This window comes from Streptomyces sp. MspMP-M5 (assembly GCF_000373585.1).
Classification (GTDB): domain Bacteria; phylum Actinomycetota; class Actinomycetes; order Streptomycetales; family Streptomycetaceae; genus Streptomyces.
Window position 1 is genome coordinate 77,723 of sequence record NZ_KB891894.1, and the last position, 17,746, is coordinate 95,468.

The following is a 17,746-nucleotide window of genomic DNA, read 5'->3' on the forward strand; positions in this document are numbered from 1 at the left end:
TTGAGTGGTGGGGCGGTGCGGCCCGTCCCTTCGGCGGTGGGGCGGGCCGCGTCGCTGCGGGTGGAGGCGACCGGTCTACGGGGCGCCGGTGTCGTCGCCGTGACGCGCTGGGGCGGTGGGTTCGGTGATCTGGGCGGCCTCGGTGGGTTCGGTGGTCGTCGTGCGGGTGGTCCAGCGTTTCTCGACGCCGCCGAAGCGCCAGTACGCCAGTGCCGCGGCCCACACAACGATGAACAGGCCGACGATGACGAAGCCCACGTTGTCCAGGTCGAGGGAGGAGATCCCCGAGGTCAGCGGGTCGTCGAGGCCGAGCTTGTCGTGCAGGACGGTCACCAGCTCGATGGTGCCGATGAGGAACGCGACCGCGATCGACAGGCCGGTGATGGTGAGGTTGTAGTAGACCTTGCGCACCGGGTTGGCGAACGCCCACTGGTACGCGAAGTTCATGAACGTGCCGTCGAGCGTGTCGAACAGGCTCATCCCGGCGGCAAACAGCAGCGGCAGGCACACGATCGCGTACCAGGGCAGGCCCGCCGCCGCGCCGCTGCCCGCCATCACCATCAGCGTCACCTCGGTCGCGGTGTCGAAGCCGAGGCCGAAGAGGAAACCGAGCGGGTACATCTGGCCGGGGCGGCTGACGAACTTGGTGAGGCGGCCGAGGATCCGGTTCAGGAAGCCCCGGGAATCCAGCTGCTGCTCCAGTTCCCGCTCGTCGTACGTGCCCGCCCGCATCGCCCGGAACACCTTCAGGATGCCCGCCAGGGCGACCAGGTTGAGGGCGGCGATGAGATAGAGGAAAGTGCCGGAGACGGTCGTGCCGACCAGGCCGAGCGTCTGGTGCGTACGGGAGTTGTCGTCCATCAGCGTGCCGGCGAGCTGGGCGCCGCCCGCCACCAGCGCGGCCATCACGACGACCATGCTGGAGTGGCCGAGGGCGAACCAGAAGCCCACCGAGACCGGCCGTTTGCCGTCGGCCATCAGCTTGCGGGTGGTGTTGTCGATCGCCGCTATGTGGTCGGCGTCGAAGGCGTGCCGCATGCCCAGGGTGTACGCGGTGATGCCGAGCCCGGCGCCGAACACCTGGCTGCCGATGGCGTAGTGGCCCGGCACGACCAGGAGGAAGAGCACACCGAAGGCGACGATGTGCAGTGCGGCGATCACCGCCATCAGGCCGGCGGTGCGGACGGTGTCGTGGCGTTGCCAGCGGAACGGTCCCGGGGATCCGGCTATGCCGAGGAGGGGGGTGGGGGTGTTGCGGGGGGAAGGGGAATTGTCCGGCGTGTCAGTGGACAGGGCCATGCGGCCATCACGCTCCAGCACCTCGTGGATCACTTCGTGAGATGCCGTGGCCGGTCTCCTGGCTTACGGGTGCCCGCGTCCGCCCCGCCTTCCCGGCCGCAGGCTGCGGTCAGTGGCGCCGTGCGCGCGAGGTGCGCGCACGGAGAGGGACGGAAACTCCCCGATCACAGTGGCGAGGGCCGCGCCGGCCTGGGACACGAGGTCCTGCACCGGTCTTCCCGAACACCACGGCCCGATCACTGTAGCGGGCATGACTGGGAACCGGCCACGAACGCCCCGCTCCGGGCGGCCGCCGGAGCGGGGCGGGCCGCGTTCAGAGGTCCAGGGACGACAGGAAGGCGTGCAGTTCCCGGTCGAAGAGCGAGGTGTTCTCGAGGTTGACCATGTGGCCGGCGGCCGGGACGCGTATGCGGCGGGCGCCGGGGACCTGTAGGGCTATGGCGTGCGCGTTGGCCGAGATGTCGGTGGAGTCGAGGTCGCCGTCGAGGACGGCGGTCGGCACCCGTATCTCGCCCAGGCGTTCCGCGGCGCCGACCTCCAGCGGCATGCCGGCGCCCACGCCGTCGGCGTGCACCTCGACATTGGCGGACGCGGAGGCGCGCATCCGCTCCCGGAAGCCGGGGTGCATGGCGGACGGTGCACGATACGGCCCGTCCACCCACATCCGCAGGAAGTGCTCCACATAGCGCTCCGCGCCGTCCGCTTCGCCGACCGCGGCGACCTGCTCCCGGATGTGCTCCAGGATGAAGGGGTCGGTGAAGGTGCGGCCGCTGATGCCGGGCGCGGCCAGGAAGAGGGCGGACACCCGGGCCGGGTGGGCGAGCGCGGCGTCCAGTGCGACCCGGGAGCCGTGCGAGAGGCCGACGAGAACGGCCCGGGGTATGTCGAGCGCGTCCAGCAGGGCCACCAGATCGTCGTGGTTGGACCAGTCTCCGGTCACCGTGGACGAGAGGCCGTGGCCGCGGGAGTCGTAACGGACCACCCGCAGGCCGGAGTTGACCAGCCAGGCGAACTGCTCGTCCCACATGTGCTGGTCGAGCATCCCTCCGTGCAGCAGTACCACCGCGGGCCCCGAGCCGGCCGTCTCGTAGAACAGCTCGCCGTCGTCGATCGGCACGGTGCCGTTGTCGATCTCGGACCATGCCTGGAAGTCGTGGGTCATTCTGCGGGACCTTCTGTGGGCGTCGGGCGGTCGGTCGGGTGGGTGGGCGCCGCTGGTTGGTGCCCGGTTGCGGGCAATATCACGGCCTGTGCGGCGTCCGGGGCGGCGGCGTCCCGGTTTTCGGGATTGCCGCTTTCCTCCGGGGGAACGCGCGAGCCGTCCGCCCAGTGCCGGAATTCCTCGCCGAGCCGATCCAGGACCCGCAGCGCCGTGCGGACCTCACCGGTCGACAGGTCGGCCAGCCCGCGGCGGAGTTCCGCCGCCTCGGCGTCCTGTATCCCGCGCATCACCTCCGTGCCCTCGTCGGTGAGCAGGATCAGGGACGAGCGGCGGTGAGCGGGATTGGGGGCCGTCACGACCAGGCCCAGCTCCGCCGCGTGGTTGACCCAGCGCTGCACCGGCTGGCGGTCCAGGCCCAGTGAGCGTGCCAACTGCGGGACGGTGCGGGGCCCGTGGGCGCGCAGCGCGTCGAGCAGGGCGTGCTCGCCGGCGGTCATGCCGGTGCCTTCGAGCTCGCGCTCCACTGCGCGCACGATCGTCCGGTGCAACGGCCACAGGCGGCGGATGACGTCGTACAGCAGCTCGTCCGTCGTGGTCTCGCCTCCGGTGTTCCCGCGTGCGGCACGTCCGCCGGAGTCATGCCGACTCGTGTCGCGCCGGCGGCCGGACTGTGCGTCGGTGCCCTCGTCGGCACCCCTCTCGATGACACTCATGCTGTCATGATGACATCGTCAGTGTCGTTTTGGAAGGGGTGTGGAAGCGCGAGCGGAAGCGAAGCGCCGTCGCGTGCTGTGGAGTTGGGTGGAGTCGTGTGGGGTGGGGTGAGGTCAGTCGTCCAGTGGGGGCGGGGCCTCGTCCTCGGTGAAGGAGACGACGAGGTCGGCCCGGGGGCGGGTGGCCGCCACGAGGCGGGCGTTGGCCTCGTCGGAGTTGCGGACGAATTCCTCGGCGTCGACGCGCAGGCGGCCGAAGCGCTCGTGGCGGTCGATCAGCCGCTGCACCCGCTCCTGGGCGTCCAGCTCCATGAACCAGACCTCGTCGAGCAGTTCGCGGATCCGCGCCCAGGGGTCGGAGTGCAGCAGGAGGTAGTTGCCCTCCGTGATGACGAGGGGGATGTGCGGCGCCACCGGGATGCTGCCGGCGACCGGTTCCTCGATGCGGCGGTCGAAGGCCGGGGCGTAGACGGGCGTGCCGGTTTCGCGGGAACGCAGACGGGCCAGCAGGGCGGCGTAGCCGGCGGGGTCGAAGGTGTCCGGCGCGCCCTTGCGGTCGATACGGCCCAGGCGGCGCAACTCCGCCTCGGCGAGGTGGAAGCCGTCCATCGGAACGAGCGCGGCCTGGCCGGACAGCTCCGCTGCCAGCCGGACGGCGAGGGTGGACTTCCCGGCGCCCGGCGGCCCGGCGATGCCGAGCAGCCGGCGCCGGCCGGGCGTCGCGGAGGCGGCGAGCCGGCGGGCACGGGCGACGAGGTCGTCGAGGTTCATGATGGGACCATCGTGCCTGATGGGCCGTGGTGGGCGCGGGGCGGCCGGGCCGGTTCGCCGGGTGGAGTCCGATTCCGCCCGGTGCGTGGCCAGTAGCATCCTCGGTATGTCCCCGTCCTCCGTCCCTTCCACCTCCTCGGACTCCTCCGCCTCCCCCGCACCGCAGCGCCGGCCGCGTGCCGACGCCGAGCGCAACCGCGGCCGGGTGCTGGAAGCTGCACGGGAGGTGTTCAGGGCGTCCGGCGACGAGGCGCAGATGCCCGAGATCGCCCGCGCCGCGGGCGTCGGCATCGGGACGGTCTACCGCCACTTCCCCAGCCGGTCCGCCTTGATCGCCGCCGTGGGGGAGCAACGGCAGGCGGAGATCGTCGAGTTCGGGCGCAGCCACTGCCTGGCGTGCCCGACGGCGGACGAGGGGCTGGCCGCCTACCTCACGCACATCGGGGAGGTGCTGAGCGCCGAGCGCGGACTGTCCGCGGCGATCGAGGCGGCGTTCGGCTCCACCGAGCCGGCCGGGGAGGGGCGGGAGCGCGCGGAGGAGGTCGCCGCGCAACTCCTCGCCCGCGGCAAGGAGGAGGGCACGGTCCGGGCGGACGCCGAGGTCACGGATGTGGTGATGGCGGTGTGCGGGCTGGCCGCGGTGATCCGGAACGACGCGGGGGACTGGCACCGCTATGTGCGCACGGTCTGCGCCGGGCTGCGGCCCATCTAGCCGTCGGCCGCCGCCCACGGGGACGAGATCGGCCGCCCAAGGGGACGCCCACCGGCCCGGCCTGCCCCCAAGAGGACGCCCGTTAGCTCTGCCCCGCTGCCCCCGTTAGCTGACTACTCCGCCGTTCCCAACCGCCACAGGGACGTGACCTCGGCGGCGCGGGCCACGTGCAGCGGGTCGGAGGTGTCGCGTGCGCGCGGGTGGCGGGGGGCGATGTCGAGCCGGCCGAGGACGGTCAGGCCGCTCCGGGCGACGGCGTCGAGGAGTTCGTCGCGCGACCGCAGGCCGAGGTGTTCGGCCAGGTCGGAGAGGATCAGCCAGCCCTCGCCGCCGGGGGTCAGATGGTCGGCCAGACCGGTCAGGAAGCCGTACAGCATCCGGTTGCCGGGGTCGTAGACCGCGTACTCCACGGGGGAGGTGGGCTTGGCGGGTACCCACGGGGGGTTGCAGACGACGAGCGGGGCCCGGCCGGCCGGGAAGAGGTCCGCTTCGAGGACCTCCACCTGATCCGCGACGCCCAGTCGTTCGGTGTTCTCCCGGGCGCAGGCGAGCGCGCGCGGGTCTTGGTCGGTGGCCACGATTCGCCCTACGCCGCGGCGGGCCAATACGGACGCGAGCACGCCGGTGCCGGTACCGATGTCGAACGCCAGCTCCCGGCCGGGCAACGGGGCGCCGGCCACCAGGTCGACGTACTCGCCGCGGGCCGGCGAGAAGACCCCGTAGTGCGGATGGATCCGGTCGCCGCCGAGGGCCGGGATCTCCACGCCCTTGCGGCGCCATTCGTTGGCGCCGATCAGCGCGAGCAGCTCCCGTAGGGAGACCAGGGCGGCGGTGTCCCCGGTGGTGCCGGCGGGCAGCTCCGTCCCGTCCGGCGGGCCGTAGGCGCGGGTGCATGCTTCGCGGACGTCGGGGGCGCGGTGCAACGGGACGGCGAGGTCCGCGGTCAGCGGGATCAGCAGCATGCCGAGGATCCGGGCGCGCTGGTTCTGGGCGGCGCGGTGCAGGTGGAACGCCTGGGTGACGTCGGCGGGCGGGGTCTTGTGCGGGCGGCGGTCGACGCGGCGGGCCAGCGCGGTCAGCAGCTGGCGGGCGTTGTGGAAGTCGCCGCGCCACAGGAGCGCGGTGCCCTCGCAGGCGAGCCGGTACGCCTCGTCGGCCCGGGTGCGGTCGTCCGCGATGACGATCCGGCGGGGTGGCCGGGCGCCGTTCTCGGAACGCCAACGGGCGGTACGGACCTGCTCGTCCTCGGTCCATTCGACGACCGGGGGGTGGTTCACCGCAGTGTGCCTCGCGTCAGTGGTTCGGGCCCGCGCCTCCGGTGGGGGAGAGGGAGGGGCGGGGTGGTGACGTTCGACTCTACTCCGTGCCGGGGAGCCGCCGCGGGGCGTGAGGCGCGCGCTACCGGGGCCGTGCGGCATCCGGCGCGGGTCGCCGGGCACCGGGCCACCCCGCCGCCTGACGCGGCCGCTCGCCGGTCAGTGTGCCGCGGTCTCCCGCTCCGGGCGCCGGACGAGGTAGGCGGCCACCGAGCCGGCGACGAAGAGCGCGAGGACGGAGAGGGCGGCGCTCACCCAGGACGTACCGAGCCAGTGGCCGCCGAAGTAGCCCAGGCTGACGCTGTAGGCGGCCCAGGCCAGCCCGGCCAGCGCCGACCAGGGGAGGAACTCGCGCACAGTGCGGTGGGCCACCCCGGCGCCCAGGCTGACCACGGAGCGTCCGGCGGGCGCGAAACGGGCCAGCACGACGATGCCGCCGCCGCCCCGGGTGAGCGCGGCGCCGAGCCGCTGCTGGGCCGCGGACAGCCGCCGGGAGCGGCCGATGGCACGGTCGAACCGGTCCCCGCCGCGCCAGGCCAGCCGGTAGGCGACCAGGTCGCCGAGGACCGAGGCGGCGGCCGCGCAGAGCACCAGGGAGGCCATTTCGGCCAGGTGGTTCCCGGTGTGGACGGCGGAGGCGACGTCGGCGACGTCGGCGGCGGGGCCGGAGCCGGCGGCCGTGGTGGCCGCGGTGATCACCAGGACCCCGCTCGGCAGGATCGGGACGAAGACGTCGAGGACGATCGAGAGGCTGACGACCACGTACACCCACGGGGTGCCGCTCAGCGACCCCAGGCTTTCCAGCAACGTCCTGCTCCCGATCCGAACCCGCCGCGACGTCGCTCGGCGCGGCAGGGGCGGCACTACAGCCGTACAGCGTACGCCTGGCCGGAAACACACCATGGGCCGGGGCGGTGAAACGCTCCGCCCCGGCCCATGGCCGGCCGTCGAGACGCGTCAGACGGTGCTCGGCGCGCGCTCGGCGGCGGGCGCCTGCTGCCGCGCCGAACCGCCGAAGAAGAGCCGGTCCAGCGCCCAGGAGCCGGGGCCGGCGAAGACGATCAGCAGGAACGCCCAGGAGAACATCGCGGCCGCCTCGCCGCCGTTCTGTATCGGCCACAGCGCGTTCGGCTGGTGCATCGAGAAGTAGGCGTAGGCCATCGAGCCGGAGCTGACGAGGGCCGCCGTGCGGGTGCCCAGGCCCAGCATGACCAGGAGGCCGCCGGCCAGCTGGATGACCGCGGCGTACCAGCCGGGCCAGGTGCCGGTCGGGACGGTGTGGCCGGGGCCGGCGCCCATCGCGCCGCCGAGGATGCCGAACAGCGAGGAGGCGCCGTGGCTGGCGAAGAGCAGGCCGACGACGACGCGGAAGAGCGCCAGGACGTGCGGCGTGTTTTTTTCGGTGAAGGAGCTGAGGGGAGCGGACATGCGGTGACTCCTAGGTCTTCGGGGACGAACGGACGCGGGGGACGGGGCGCGCCCGCCGGAGTCTTGAGATTAGGCCGACCTAACTATTACTTGCAAGTTCAACATTCGGCTAATAGGGGACCTATTGGTCCGAGCCAAGGGGGTGGGGGCTGGTGTCGGGTGGCGTGGGGCGCCGGTATGACTCATGGCCGGTGCGCGGGAGAGCGCACCGGCCATCAGGGGGCGGCGGGCGGGCGGCGGCATGTGTGCGCCCAAGAGTGTGGGGGTGTAACGGCCCGGTGGGGCAAGGGGGTTGAGGGTGCGTCCGGAACGGGGTGTGGCGCGGACGTGGCTCAGGTGCCGTGGTGCGCGCTACGGCTGCGGGCCGTGGTTCGGGTGTCGTGGTACGACTGCGGGCCGGGGCTCGGGTGCGGCGCGGCCGTGGTGCGGATCAGGCGGTGATCCGGACGGCGATTCCGCCGTCCGCCAGGCTCTCGATACGGACCTGGGTGAGGTCGCGGACGTGGGCGGTGGGCGCGAACGCGGCGGCGCGGTCGCCGACCCCGACGACCCGCATCCCGGCGGCCCGGCCGGCCTCGATGCCCACCTCGGAGTCCTCGAAGACCAGGCAGTCCTCGGGCGCGAAGCCCAGTTCGGCGGCGCCCTTGAGGAAGCCCTCCGGGTCCGGCTTGCTGGCGCTCACGCACTCTGCGGTGATCCTGACGTCCGGCATGGGCAGTCCGGCCGCGCCCATACGGGCCGCGGCCAGCGCGGCGTCGGCGCTGGTCACCAGGGCGTGCGGGAGCCGGGCGAGGGCGGCCATGAAGGCCGGCGCGCCGACCACCGGCACCACGCCGTCCATGTCGGCGGTCTCCTGCTCCAGCATCCGGCGGTTGTCCGCGAGGTTCTGCTCCATGGGGCGGTCCGGCAGCAGTGCCGCCATCGTGGCCCAGCCCTGCCGCCCGTGGACGACCTTGAGGACGTCGTCGGCGGGCAGCGACCGCTCGGCGGCCCAGCGGCGCCAGCAGCGCTCCACGACGGCTTCTGAGTTCACGATCGTCGAGTCCATGTCCAGCAGCAGGGCGCGGGCTATGAGCGTGGTGGTGGCCGTCATCGGCGGGCTCCTGGGCGCGAGGGGCTGGCAGCGAACTGTCAGGACGTGCAGGGGAAGCAGGTAGAGCAGGTAGAGCACGTAAAGCAAGGAAAAACCGGAAAGACACAAGCGGTCCCGCCCGCCGGTCAGGGAGTGCGGGCGGAACCACTTTGTTTTTTCACGATACAAAACGGGTGCCGCCCCGACAACCGTCTGACGCCCTCGATCGGCATGGCATTCGTCACGGTCGGGCGGACATATCGCGCCTTGTCGGGTCTGTGGCGGGCCGGGACGGGCCGGGACGTGACCGGATGGGTCTGGACGGGTCCGGTGCGGGGGGGGGCGGGTGACGAGTTCACGGCTGCTGGGTGCGTGCCTCCAGGGACGTCCGGGTCGGGGCCCCGTACACGCCGTCCGGATCGCCGTGCACCCCGTAGGTCCGCTGGTAGCGCGCCACCGCATCCCGTACCGCCGCGCCGTACCGGCCGTCCGCCGCCCCCGTATAGAGCGCCACCTGCCGCAGGCGCTCCTGGAGTTCCACCACCTCGGGGCCGCTGGAGCCCTCGCGGAGCACGATCGGCCCGCTCGGCGCCGCGCTGGGGGAAGGGTCGCCCGGTGGGACCGCGACGCTGCCGGACGCCCGTACCGGGGGCGGCGGGGAAGGGACCGGTGACCGGGACGGGCGGGGGCGGGGCCCGGGAGTCCTGGAGCGTGAGGTGGCGGGGTACGGGCGGACGGGCGCCGATGAGGAGCTGGTGGGGGCGGCGGCGGTCGGGACGGCCGCGGTGGGGGCGAAGGTGCCGCGGTCCGGGGGCGCCGCACGGTCGCGGTCGCCGTCCGGGAGCGCCCCGGTGCCGATCACGATCGCCGCGGCGGCCACGGCGGCGCCGATCACGACCAGTACGGCGGGCCGGGCACGTCGGCGCCTGATGGGAGCGGGCGAACCGGAGGCGGATGTCGGGGGCTGCGGTGCGGTGCCGTGCCGGGTGGACGGGCCGGATGGCGCGCCCACCGGTAAGGGCGCGGACGACGTCCCCTCCTCCGGGAACGGGCCGGGCATCGTGCCGTCAGGTAACGGGCCGGACGTCTCGTCGTCCGAGGGCGGGAACGGCCCGGACGTACGGAACGTCCTGGATGCCGGGCCGGCGGGGCGGGGGAAGCCGCCGGGGCCGGAGCCGGAGCCCGGGAACGCTCCAGGGCCGCCCCCGTCCCCAGGACCGCCACTCCCGTCTTCCGCCCCCTCCCCGTTACGAGCCCCGCCGCCGTCCCTGCCCCCGTCGTCATCCCGGCCCCCGCCGGGTCCCCCAGCGCCGTCATCCGGCAGCGAGACATACGGCCGTAATCGCAGCGGATCAAAGTCGTCCGCCTCGATCGCCGCGCACAGGCAGGTCGGCCGGCCGTCCCCGCGGACCGGGGCGAAGCAGTGCGGGCAGGTGGCTGCTGCCGTCACGAGTGGTCCCCTCTCTGGAGGCGCGAATCTCTGGAGGCGTGAACCGGCAGCCGATTATGCAGAGCGCCCGCCGTCCCCGCAGGCGCTCCACCACATCCGCCACATGCGCCCGTGACGCCCCCACCCTCGCCCGTCCCCTTCAGCGGGCCATATCGGGTGGAACCGCCCACGATGGAAAGAAGCCCGGAGGGCCGGGAAACCGACCGGACGCGGTCGTACGCGCCGACGCCCACCCCAAGTGCCGACGCCCGCGCCCCAAAGCGACGTCCGCGGCCCTAAGAAAAGTCCACGCCCAAGGAATGACCCGCCCCAACGAAAGACCACGCCGGACACGAGGGAGACGACGCTCATGGCGCAGCACACCGGCGCTCCCGCCGTCGCCGGCGAGGACCGGTCCCGGCGGACGGTCCTCGTCTCGATCGGCGCGCTGCTGCTCGGCTTGCTCATCGCGGCACTCGACCAGACCATCGTCGCCACCGCGCTGCCCACCATCGTCAGCGATCTCGGCGGCCTCGATCACCTCTCCTGGGTGGTCACCGCCTATCTGCTGGCGTCCACGGCCGCGACGCCCCTGTGGGGCAAACTCGGCGACCAGTACGGCCGCAAGAAGCTCTTCCAGACGGCCATCGTGATCTTCCTGATCGGTTCGGTGCTCTGCGGCCTCGCGCAGAACATGGGCGAGTTGATCGGTTTCCGGGCGCTCCAGGGGCTGGGCGGCGGCGGCCTGATCGTGCTGTCGATGGCGATCGTCGGCGACATCGTGCCGCCCCGCGAACGCGGCAAGTACCAGGGGCTGTTCGGCGCCGTGTTCGGCGGCACCAGCGTCCTCGGGCCGTTGCTCGGCGGGCTGTTCGTGGACCACCTCAGCTGGCGCTGGGTCTTCTACATCAACGTCCCCATCGGCGCCGTCGCGCTCGCCGTCATCGCGGCCGCGCTGCACATACCGGTCCGCCGCACCCCGCACCGCATCGACTACCTGGGCACCGCGCTGATCGCCGCGGTCGCCGCCTGCCTGGTCCTGATGACCTCGCTCGGCGGCGTCAGCTACCCGTGGGCCTCCTGGCAGACCGCGCTGCTCGCGGGGCTCGGCGTGGTGCTGCTCGCCGCGTTCGTCCACGTGGAGCGACGGGCCGCCGAACCCGTCATCCCGCTGCGCCTGTTCACCCTGCGCACCTTCACGCTCTGCGCGGTCATCGGCTTCGTCATCGGCTTCGCGATGTTCGGCTCGATGACGTACCTGCCGACGTTCCTTCAGGTCGTCCAGCGGATCTCGCCGACCATGTCCGGTGTGCACATGCTGCCGATGGTGTTCGGCATGCTGCTCTCCTCGACCGCCTCCGGGCAGATCGTCTCCCGCACCGGCCACTACAAGGTCTTCCCCATCGCCGGCACCGCGGTGGTCACCCTCGGCCTGCTGCTCCTGCACCAGCTCGACCCGTCCAGCGGCGTCGCCCTGATGAGCACCTACTTCTTCGTCTTCGGCTTCGGGCTCGGCCTGGTCATGCAGGTCCTCGTCCTCATCGTGCAGAACGCCGTGCCCTACGAGGACCTCGGGGTGGCCACCTCGGGCGCCACCTTCTTCCGCTCCATCGGCGCCTCGTTCGGCGTCTCCCTCTTCGGCACGATCTTCGCGGGCCGGCTCGGCCCGCGGGTCGCCGACGCCCTCTCCGGCGCGACACTGCCGCCCGGCGTCTCGCCGTCGGCGATCGCCCAGGACCCGCGGACGATCGGCAAGCTGCCGCCCGCGCAGGCCGCCGGCGTCCTCGGCGCGTACTCCACCTCCATCACCGACGTCTTCCTCTACGCCGTCCCGGTCGTCCTCGTCGCCTTCGTCCTGGCCTGGTTCCTCAGGGAGGAGCCGCTGCGCGGCAGCGTCACCGCCCCCGACACCAGCGAGGTCCTCTGTTCCAACCCCGTCGAGCGGTCCTCCCGTGAGGAGGTCGCCCGCGCGCTCTCCAAACTGGGCAGCATCGAGGGCCGCAAGGACATCTACGAGAAGATCACCGCCCGCGCCGGCCTGGACCTCAAACCGGCCGCCAGCTGGCTGGTGTTGCGCATCCAGCGCTGCGGTTCGGTGGAGCCGGGGCTGCTGGTGGAACGCATCCGGGTGCCGCTCGGCGTGATCACCGAGGGCGTCCGGCAGATCGAGGAACGCGGGCTGGCGCAGCGCGAGGGGCTGATGCTGCTGCTCACCGACCGCGGGCGGGAGGCCGCGGAACGGCTCGCGGCGGCGCGCCAGGAGTCGCTGGCGCAGCTGCTCGGCGACTGGTGGACCGCGGACCGGCCCACCGATCTCACCGAACTCGTCCAGGAGTTGTCGGCGGAGCTGTGCGGCTCGGACGGGGAGGAGCCGTACGACGGCGACGTTCGCCAGCCGGTGCCGCGCACCGCGGCCCGCACCACACCGCGCCCGCCCCGGCCCCCCGACCTCACCAAGTGACCGCCGCCTCCGCCCCGTCTCCGCCGGCCCCGGCCCCCTGTTGCGGTGGGGTCAGCCGCTGTTGCGGAGTGGTCAGCTCCTGCTGCGGAGCGGGCAGCTCCCGTTGCGGTGGGGCCAGCCGCTTTTCGAAGAAGATCTCCGCATACGGATCACCGAAGTGGTACGGGGCGATCTCGACGTAACCACGCCGCCGGTACAGCGCGATGGCCTCGGTCAGATCCAGCCGGGTGTCAAGCCGGATCCGCTCGGCACCCAGCCGCACCGCGGCCGCCTCCGCCGCCCGCAGCAGCCCGCTCGCGATGCCCAGACCGCGTTTGCCGGGCCGGACGAACACCTGCTTCAGCTCGGCGGTACGGGCGTCCAGCAGCCGGGCCCCGGCGCAGCCCGCCGGCTCGCCGCCGTGCCGGGCCACCAGCAGCACCCCGCGCGGCGGCCGCAGCCCCTCGCCCGTGTACTCGGCCACGCCCCGGCCGATCTCCTCCGGCGTCGCGCGGCGCCCCTCGTGCAGCGTGTAATAGCGGTCGGCGACCTCGGTGTAGTACGCGCGGAACAGGGCCCGCGCCACCGGCGCGTCGACCGGCTCGGCGGCGATCGTCCAGGACGGGACGGCGGCGTCACTCATGGCGGCATTCTCCGACACCACCGGGGCCCCGCACCCGCCACCACGGACGGACAGCTGCCGCCCCCTCCCACACGGACGTGCACGCCCGCAAATCAGCCCTACTTGGGCGCAGCCTGCTGCACCACCTCGAAGGACCACAGCGTCGAACCGCTCGCGGCGGGCTTCGGCCGCTCGCCGCCCTCACCACCCTGCTGGTGCGCGGCCTTCATCGGCCCCTCCATCCACGCCTGGAACGACTCCTCGTCGCGCCACCGCGTGTAGACGAGGTACTGGTCGGTGCCCTCCACGGGGCGCAGCAGCTCGAACCACTCGAAGCCGTCTGCGGAGTCGACCGTTCCGGCACGTGAAGCGAACCGCTTTTCCAACACCTCACGCTGCTCCGCAGGGACGGTCAGCACATTGATCTTCACCACGCTGGCCACAGGGCACCTCTCCTCGATCGAACGGACGCCGAATCGGCGTCATCACCTCATCCGGATGTCTGCAGTCTCCTACACCACCCGGTCAAAACGCCGTGAGGACGGCCCCGGTGCCAACGGTCGTCAACGGCAAAGGCAACAACGGCAAAGGCGACAGCGTCAACGGCAACAACGCCAACGCTCCCAACGCCCCGTACGACGACGGCCGGCCGCCTGCCCCAAGGGGGCTCGGCGGCCGGCCGTGTGTGGGTCGTGGTGTGTAGCGGCGGCTCAGCGCGCCGTGCCGGCGGCCGCCAGTTGACGGGCCTCGGCCTCGGTCTCCACCGCCGGCGGGGAGCCGGGCAGCGGCTTGCGGGCGCTCTCCGACATCAGCAGGACGGCGATGCCGCCGATCACGGCCGCCGCCATCATGTAGTAGGCGGGCATCATCTTGTTGCCGGTCGCGCCGATCAGGGCCGTGACCACCAGCGGCGTGGTGCCGCCGAAGAGCGACACCGAGATGTTGAAGCCGATCGACAGCGAGCCGTAGCGCACCTTGGTCGGGAAGAGCGCGGGCAGCGTCGAGGGCATCGCGGCGGTGAAGCACACCAGCAACAGGCCGAGCGCGCCCATGCCCACGGCGATGGCAGCCAGCGAACCCTGCCGGATCAGCAGCAGCGCGGGGACGGACAGCACCAGGAAGCCCACGCAGCCGGCGCCGATGACCGGGCGGCGGCCGAAGCGGTCGGACAGCCGGCCCACGAAGGGCTGCACGCACATCATCGCGACCATCACGCCGAGCACGACCAGCAGCCCGTGCGTCTCGTCGTACTTCAGCTCCGAGGTGAGGTAGCTCGGCATGTACGACAGCAGCATGTAGTCCGTGACGTTGAAGACCAGGACCAGGCCGACGCAGAGCAGCATCGTCCGCCACTGACCGAAGATCATCTCGCGGATGCCGATCCGCTTCTCGGCCGCGCGCCGCTCCTTCTCGCGGGCGTGCGCCTCCTTCTCCATCTGGGCGAAGGCCGGGGTCTCTTCGAGGCGGAGCCGCAGGTAGAGGCCGATGATGCCCATCGGACCGGCGATCAGGAACGGGATCCGCCAGCCCCACGAGTGGAGGTCCTCGGTGGACAGCAGCGCGGTCATCAGGGTGACCAGGCCGGCGCCGCCGACGTAGCCGGCGAGGGTGCCGAACTCCAGCCAGCTGCCCAGGAATCCGCGCTTCTTGTCGGGCGCGTACTCGGCGATGAAGGTCGAGGCGCCGCCGTACTCACCGCCGGTGGAGAAGCCCTGTACGAGGCGGGCGGCCAGCAGCAGGATGGGCGCGCCGACCCCGATCGCGGCGTACGAGGGGATCAGGCCGATGGCGAAGGTGCCCGCGGCCATCATGATCATGGTGATGGCGAGGACCTTCTGGCGGCCGACGCGGTCGCCGAGCGGGCCGAAGAACATGCCGCCGAGGGGGCGCACCAGGAAGGCCGCGGCGAACGCGCCGAAGGTCGAGAGCAGCTGCGCGGTCGGGTTCCCGGACGGGAAGAAGACATGGCCGAGGGTGACCGCGAGGTAGCTGTAGACGCCGAAGTCGAACCACTCCATCGCGTTGCCGAGGGCGGCCGCCGATACCGCGCGCTTGACCATCGCGGGGTCGACGACCGTGACCTCGTCCGGTGTCTGCGGGGCCGCCCGCCGCGGCTCGGTGGTGGCGCCGGCGCTTCCGGCGACGCCCGTACGGGACCCGGGTGCGAGGGGGGACTGCGTCGGCACGTGTTCGCTCGCCTGCGCTCTCTGGGACGACTACAAGGACTTGCCCCGCCATGGCGTGGAGGGGCAAAGGACGACCATACGGGCAGACCGGGTCATCACGGACAGTGTGCAGTTGACTGCACAGTTGCCCGCCTACCCCCTCCTCGCTGGGTAAACATGCGTCCGCGAACTTTTTTCGGAGAGGCGGGCTTGTGATCCATCTCGCGGGGATCGGCCGCAACCGGGGGCGGATTGTGGCCCGCGTCACGTGACGCGCGCCGCCCGGTGCGTGTTCGTTCGCATACGGAAACGGCGCGGCGGTGCGTCGCACACCGCCGCGCCGAGGGATCGTCGCGTCCCTCCAGGATCGGCCATCGGCCCGGACCCCGCCACTCGGGCGGCGCGCCGGTGCACATGTCGCGGCCGATGCCTCACGGCATCCACGCCTCGTAGGACAGCACCTCGCCCGCGCTGATCCGGAAGTCGGGCACGGCCTTGGTGAAGGTGATCTCCGTGCCGAGGAGTTGGCCGGTGCGCGGATCGAGGATCACCATCTGGCGGGTGGCGTCAAGGGTGCCGTCGGGCCCGTCGTGCACGAACGCCTGCCCGCGGCGGCCCAGTCGGTCGGTGACCGCGCCGGCCGGCCGCAGGCCCCTGGTGTCCGCCAGCATCCGCACGATCGCCGCCGTCTCCCGCGGCCCCGGCGTCCACTCCTGGCGGAACGAGGAGAGCGCCGTCAGTAGTTGCGGCACGGTCGCCGCGTCGTCGCCGGCCGCCGCGCCATAACGGGAGACGAGCAGCGCGCGCAACGCCTTCGGGTCGGTGGGCGGCTTCGTACGGGCGGCGAGCCCGCCGTACTGTCCGCCCGAGCCCGCCGGATAGGTCGCACGGTGCAGCACCCTGCCGTCGCTGACGGTCCGCCAGCGGCCGCCGTCGTCGTGGACGACCGGCCGTCCCGGATGGCGCGGGTCGGTGGCCACCACCAGTTCGGAGCCGCTGCCGTCGGGGTTCCACCGGGTGATGCGCTCCTCGGGAACGGTCACCGGGGACGCCGCGTCCGGACCGGTCCCCACGGACAGGCTCCAGCTCTGCAGATGGCTGCCGCGCCGCGGCCCGTCCTGCGGGCCGGCCGTCCGGGCCCGGGCCTCCGCGAGGCGGGCCAGCCCGCCCAAGGAGGGTTCGGCGCCGACCACGCGCGGCACGAGCGCGGACGGTGCCGCGACCGCCGGGCTGCTGCCGGCATCGGTGAGCGTGAAGGCGAGCACCGCGACCAGCGCCAGCACCGCCGCCTCGGCGCGCAGCACCAGACGGCGACGGGCCCGCCGGGTGCGGTCGCTGTGCAGCAGGCGGTTCAGGGCGCGCTCGGCGGTGGCGTCCAACGGGCGGTCCCGCCAGCGCCCTTCACTGGCCGGCACCGGGTCGGCCGCCCGCAGCAGCTCCAGTTCGTCACTCATGGCCGTCGCCTCCTCCTCGTACGGACACGGGGGTCCGGGTGCGGTCGATCTCCGCGCGCAGGCGGCGCCGGGCCCGGTGCAGCCGCATGGCCGCCGCGCTCCGGCCGCATCCGAGGGCCACCGCCAGCTCCTCGACGGTCAGTTCCTCCCAGGCGGTCAGCCGCAGGACCTCCTGGTCGGCGGCGGACAGCCGGCCCAGGGCCGCGTGCACCCAGGCGCCGGGCCGCTCGGCGTCCGGGCTCTCCACGGTCTGCCGGCCGTGCGCCGCCTCGTGATTGCCGAGCCGGTGCAGCAGCCGCCGGTAGCGGCCCATCCCGCGCACCGTGTTGGCCAGGCAGTTCCGGGCCACCCCGTACAGCCAGGGCAGCGGCGCGTCGGGGAGTTCGGCGCGCCGCCGCCACGCTATGGAGAAGACGTCGGCCACCACCTCCTCGACCTCGTGTGCCGGGGCGTCCAGCCGCCGCGCCACGAAGCGGCTGACCGCCCAGTAGTGCGCGCGGTAGGCCGCGGCGAAGGCGTCGTCCGTGCTCATGAAACCCCTGTGTCCGGCATCGCCCCGATCGTCACACCCCGCACTCGTGACTCATCCCACCCTCCCGGCAGCCCGTTTCGCGCCGGTCACCGGTGACGATGCGCCGGGAGGCGGACACCTACGGGGCATGAAGCTCCCCGCAACTCCCTCGCCGACGGCCCGATCCGGTGTGTCGCGGGCCGCCGTGGCACATCCCGCGACGCGCCGGAACCCGCTGACGTGGCTGACGACCACCGACCACAAGACCATCGGCACGCTCTATCTGGTGACCGCCTTCGCGTTCTTCTGCGTCGGCGGGCTGCTGGCGCTTCTCATGCGTGCCGAGCTGGCCCGGCCCGGCCACCAGCTGCTGTCGAACGAGCAGTTCAACCAGGCATTCACGATGCACGGCACGATCATGCTGCTGATGTTCGCGACGCCGCTGTTCGCCGGTTTCGCCAACTGGATCATGCCGCTGCAGATCGGCGCGCCGGACGTGGCGTTCCCGCGTTTGAACATGCTCGCCTATTGGCTCTATCTTTTCGGTTCGCTGATCGCGGTGGGGGGCTTCCTCACGCCTCAAGGAGCGGCCGATTTCGGCTGGTTCGGCTATGTGCCGCTCTCCGACGCCGTCCATTCCCCGGGAATCGGC

The 17,746-nt window shown here is 72.6% G+C and carries 17 protein-coding genes and 1 riboswitch; of the genes, 3 read left to right on the plus strand and 14 right to left on the minus strand.

Features of this window, described 5'->3' with window-relative positions:
* Positions 1-75: 75 nt before the first annotated feature.
* From B073_RS0119200 to B073_RS0119215, 4 genes are all read right to left on the minus strand, one after another.
* A complete protein-coding gene (locus B073_RS0119200) occupies positions 76-1,299 on the minus strand; it encodes a HoxN/HupN/NixA family nickel/cobalt transporter (RefSeq protein WP_078508076.1) in 1,224 nt (407 codons plus the stop codon).
* A 30-nt stretch (positions 1,300-1,329) separates the two neighbouring features.
* Positions 1,330-1,544: riboswitch (cobalamin riboswitch) on the minus strand.
* A gap of 68 nt (positions 1,545-1,612) precedes the next feature.
* Positions 1,613-2,461 carry an alpha/beta fold hydrolase gene (locus B073_RS0119205; protein ID WP_018539710.1) on the minus strand — a complete coding sequence of 283 codons (849 nt, stop codon included), beginning with the start codon at positions 2,459-2,461 and terminating at the stop codon, positions 1,613-1,615.
* On the minus strand, positions 2,458-3,174 hold the full coding sequence (locus tag B073_RS0119210) for a MarR family winged helix-turn-helix transcriptional regulator (protein ID WP_018539711.1): 717 nt from the start codon (positions 3,172-3,174) through the stop codon (positions 2,458-2,460). Before B073_RS0119210 ends, B073_RS0119205 begins: the two co-directional genes overlap by 4 nt.
* Positions 3,175-3,288: 114 nt before the next feature.
* Positions 3,289-3,945: a nucleoside/nucleotide kinase family protein gene (locus B073_RS0119215; protein WP_018539712.1), complete on the minus strand. Its 657-nt coding sequence runs from the start codon at positions 3,943-3,945 to the stop codon at positions 3,289-3,291.
* 106 nt (positions 3,946-4,051) lie between these two features.
* Here B073_RS0119215 and B073_RS0119220 point away from each other — a divergent pair, with 106 nt between their 5' ends.
* Positions 4,052-4,657 (plus strand): TetR/AcrR family transcriptional regulator, encoded by a 606-nt coding sequence (locus tag B073_RS0119220; protein WP_018539713.1) that lies wholly within the window; start codon positions 4,052-4,054, stop codon positions 4,655-4,657.
* A gap of 113 nt (positions 4,658-4,770) precedes the next feature.
* Here B073_RS0119220 and B073_RS0119225 read toward each other — a convergent pair whose 3' ends face one another.
* From B073_RS0119225 to B073_RS0119245, 5 genes are all read right to left on the minus strand, one after another.
* Positions 4,771-5,934 carry a N5-glutamine methyltransferase family protein gene (locus tag B073_RS0119225; protein WP_018539714.1) on the minus strand — a complete coding sequence of 388 codons (1,164 nt, stop codon included), beginning with the start codon at positions 5,932-5,934 and terminating at the stop codon, positions 4,771-4,773.
* Positions 5,935-6,132: 198 nt separating this feature from the next.
* On the minus strand, positions 6,133-6,780 hold the full coding sequence (locus tag B073_RS0119230; protein ID WP_018539715.1) for a DedA family protein: 648 nt from the start codon (positions 6,778-6,780) through the stop codon (positions 6,133-6,135).
* Between the two features lie 150 nt (positions 6,781-6,930).
* Positions 6,931-7,401, minus strand: a complete 471-nt coding sequence (locus tag B073_RS0119235; protein ID WP_018539716.1) for a DoxX family protein — start codon at positions 7,399-7,401, stop codon at positions 6,931-6,933.
* A 430-nt stretch (positions 7,402-7,831) separates the two neighbouring features.
* Complete coding sequence (locus tag B073_RS0119240; RefSeq protein WP_018539717.1) at positions 7,832-8,494, minus strand: HAD-IA family hydrolase; 663 nt, start codon at positions 8,492-8,494, stop codon at positions 7,832-7,834.
* A gap of 334 nt (positions 8,495-8,828) precedes the next feature.
* Positions 8,829-9,368 (minus strand): peptidoglycan-binding domain-containing protein, encoded by a 540-nt coding sequence (locus B073_RS0119245; RefSeq protein WP_234025120.1) that lies wholly within the window; start codon positions 9,366-9,368, stop codon positions 8,829-8,831.
* A gap of 904 nt (positions 9,369-10,272) precedes the next feature.
* On the opposite strand from B073_RS0119245, the gene B073_RS40400 reads away from it, so the two are divergent.
* Entirely contained in the window at positions 10,273-12,363 is a 2,091-nt protein-coding gene (locus tag B073_RS40400; protein WP_018539719.1) for an MDR family MFS transporter, read from the plus strand.
* Here B073_RS40400 and B073_RS0119255 read toward each other — a convergent pair.
* From B073_RS0119255 to B073_RS0119280, 5 genes are all read right to left on the minus strand, one after another.
* Positions 12,353-12,985: a GNAT family N-acetyltransferase gene (locus B073_RS0119255; RefSeq protein WP_018539720.1), complete on the minus strand. Its 633-nt coding sequence runs from the start codon at positions 12,983-12,985 to the stop codon at positions 12,353-12,355. The genes B073_RS40400 and B073_RS0119255 overlap by 11 nt on opposite strands.
* A 98-nt stretch (positions 12,986-13,083) precedes the next feature.
* A complete protein-coding gene (locus B073_RS0119260) occupies positions 13,084-13,407 on the minus strand; it encodes an antibiotic biosynthesis monooxygenase family protein (protein ID WP_018539721.1) in 324 nt (107 codons plus the stop codon).
* Between the two features lie 267 nt (positions 13,408-13,674).
* Positions 13,675-15,150, minus strand: coding sequence for a glycine betaine/L-proline transporter ProP (gene proP / locus B073_RS0119265; protein WP_018539722.1), 1,476 nt, complete (start codon positions 15,148-15,150; stop codon positions 13,675-13,677).
* Between the two features lie 410 nt (positions 15,151-15,560).
* Positions 15,561-16,583: a CU044_5270 family protein gene (locus tag B073_RS0119275; RefSeq protein WP_018539724.1), complete on the minus strand. Its 1,023-nt coding sequence runs from the start codon at positions 16,581-16,583 to the stop codon at positions 15,561-15,563.
* Positions 16,576-17,115 (minus strand): RNA polymerase sigma factor, encoded by a 540-nt coding sequence (locus B073_RS0119280; protein ID WP_018539725.1) that lies wholly within the window; start codon positions 17,113-17,115, stop codon positions 16,576-16,578. The genes B073_RS0119275 and B073_RS0119280 overlap by 8 nt, the downstream gene beginning before the upstream one ends.
* Positions 17,116-17,242: 127 nt before the next feature.
* Between B073_RS0119280 and B073_RS0119285 the strand changes: the two genes are divergently transcribed.
* Positions 17,243-17,746: cbb3-type cytochrome c oxidase subunit I (locus tag B073_RS0119285; protein ID WP_199788170.1), on the plus strand; the 504-nt coding region annotated here is incomplete at its 3' end.

Coding starts and splice junctions, on each gene's coding strand:
- B073_RS0119200 (WP_078508076.1), bottom strand. CDS start 1,299: ATGGCCCTGTCCACTGACACGCCGGACAATTCCCCTTCCCCCCGCAAC.
- B073_RS0119205 (WP_018539710.1), bottom strand. CDS start 2,461: ATGACCCACGACTTCCAGGCATGGTCCGAGATCGACAACGGCACCGTG.
- B073_RS0119210 (WP_018539711.1), bottom strand. CDS start 3,174: ATGAGTGTCATCGAGAGGGGTGCCGACGAGGGCACCGACGCACAGTCC.
- B073_RS0119215 (WP_018539712.1), bottom strand. CDS start 3,945: ATGAACCTCGACGACCTCGTCGCCCGTGCCCGCCGGCTCGCCGCCTCC.
- B073_RS0119220 (WP_018539713.1), top strand. CDS start 4,052: ATGTCCCCGTCCTCCGTCCCTTCCACCTCCTCGGACTCCTCCGCCTCC.
- B073_RS0119235 (WP_018539716.1), bottom strand. CDS start 7,401: ATGTCCGCTCCCCTCAGCTCCTTCACCGAAAAAAACACGCCGCACGTC.
- B073_RS0119240 (WP_018539717.1), bottom strand. CDS start 8,494: ATGACGGCCACCACCACGCTCATAGCCCGCGCCCTGCTGCTGGACATG.
- B073_RS40400 (WP_018539719.1), top strand. CDS start 10,273: ATGGCGCAGCACACCGGCGCTCCCGCCGTCGCCGGCGAGGACCGGTCC.
- B073_RS0119255 (WP_018539720.1), bottom strand. CDS start 12,985: ATGAGTGACGCCGCCGTCCCGTCCTGGACGATCGCCGCCGAGCCGGTC.
- B073_RS0119275 (WP_018539724.1), bottom strand. CDS start 16,583: ATGAGTGACGAACTGGAGCTGCTGCGGGCGGCCGACCCGGTGCCGGCC.
- B073_RS0119280 (WP_018539725.1), bottom strand. CDS start 17,115: ATGAGCACGGACGACGCCTTCGCCGCGGCCTACCGCGCGCACTACTGG.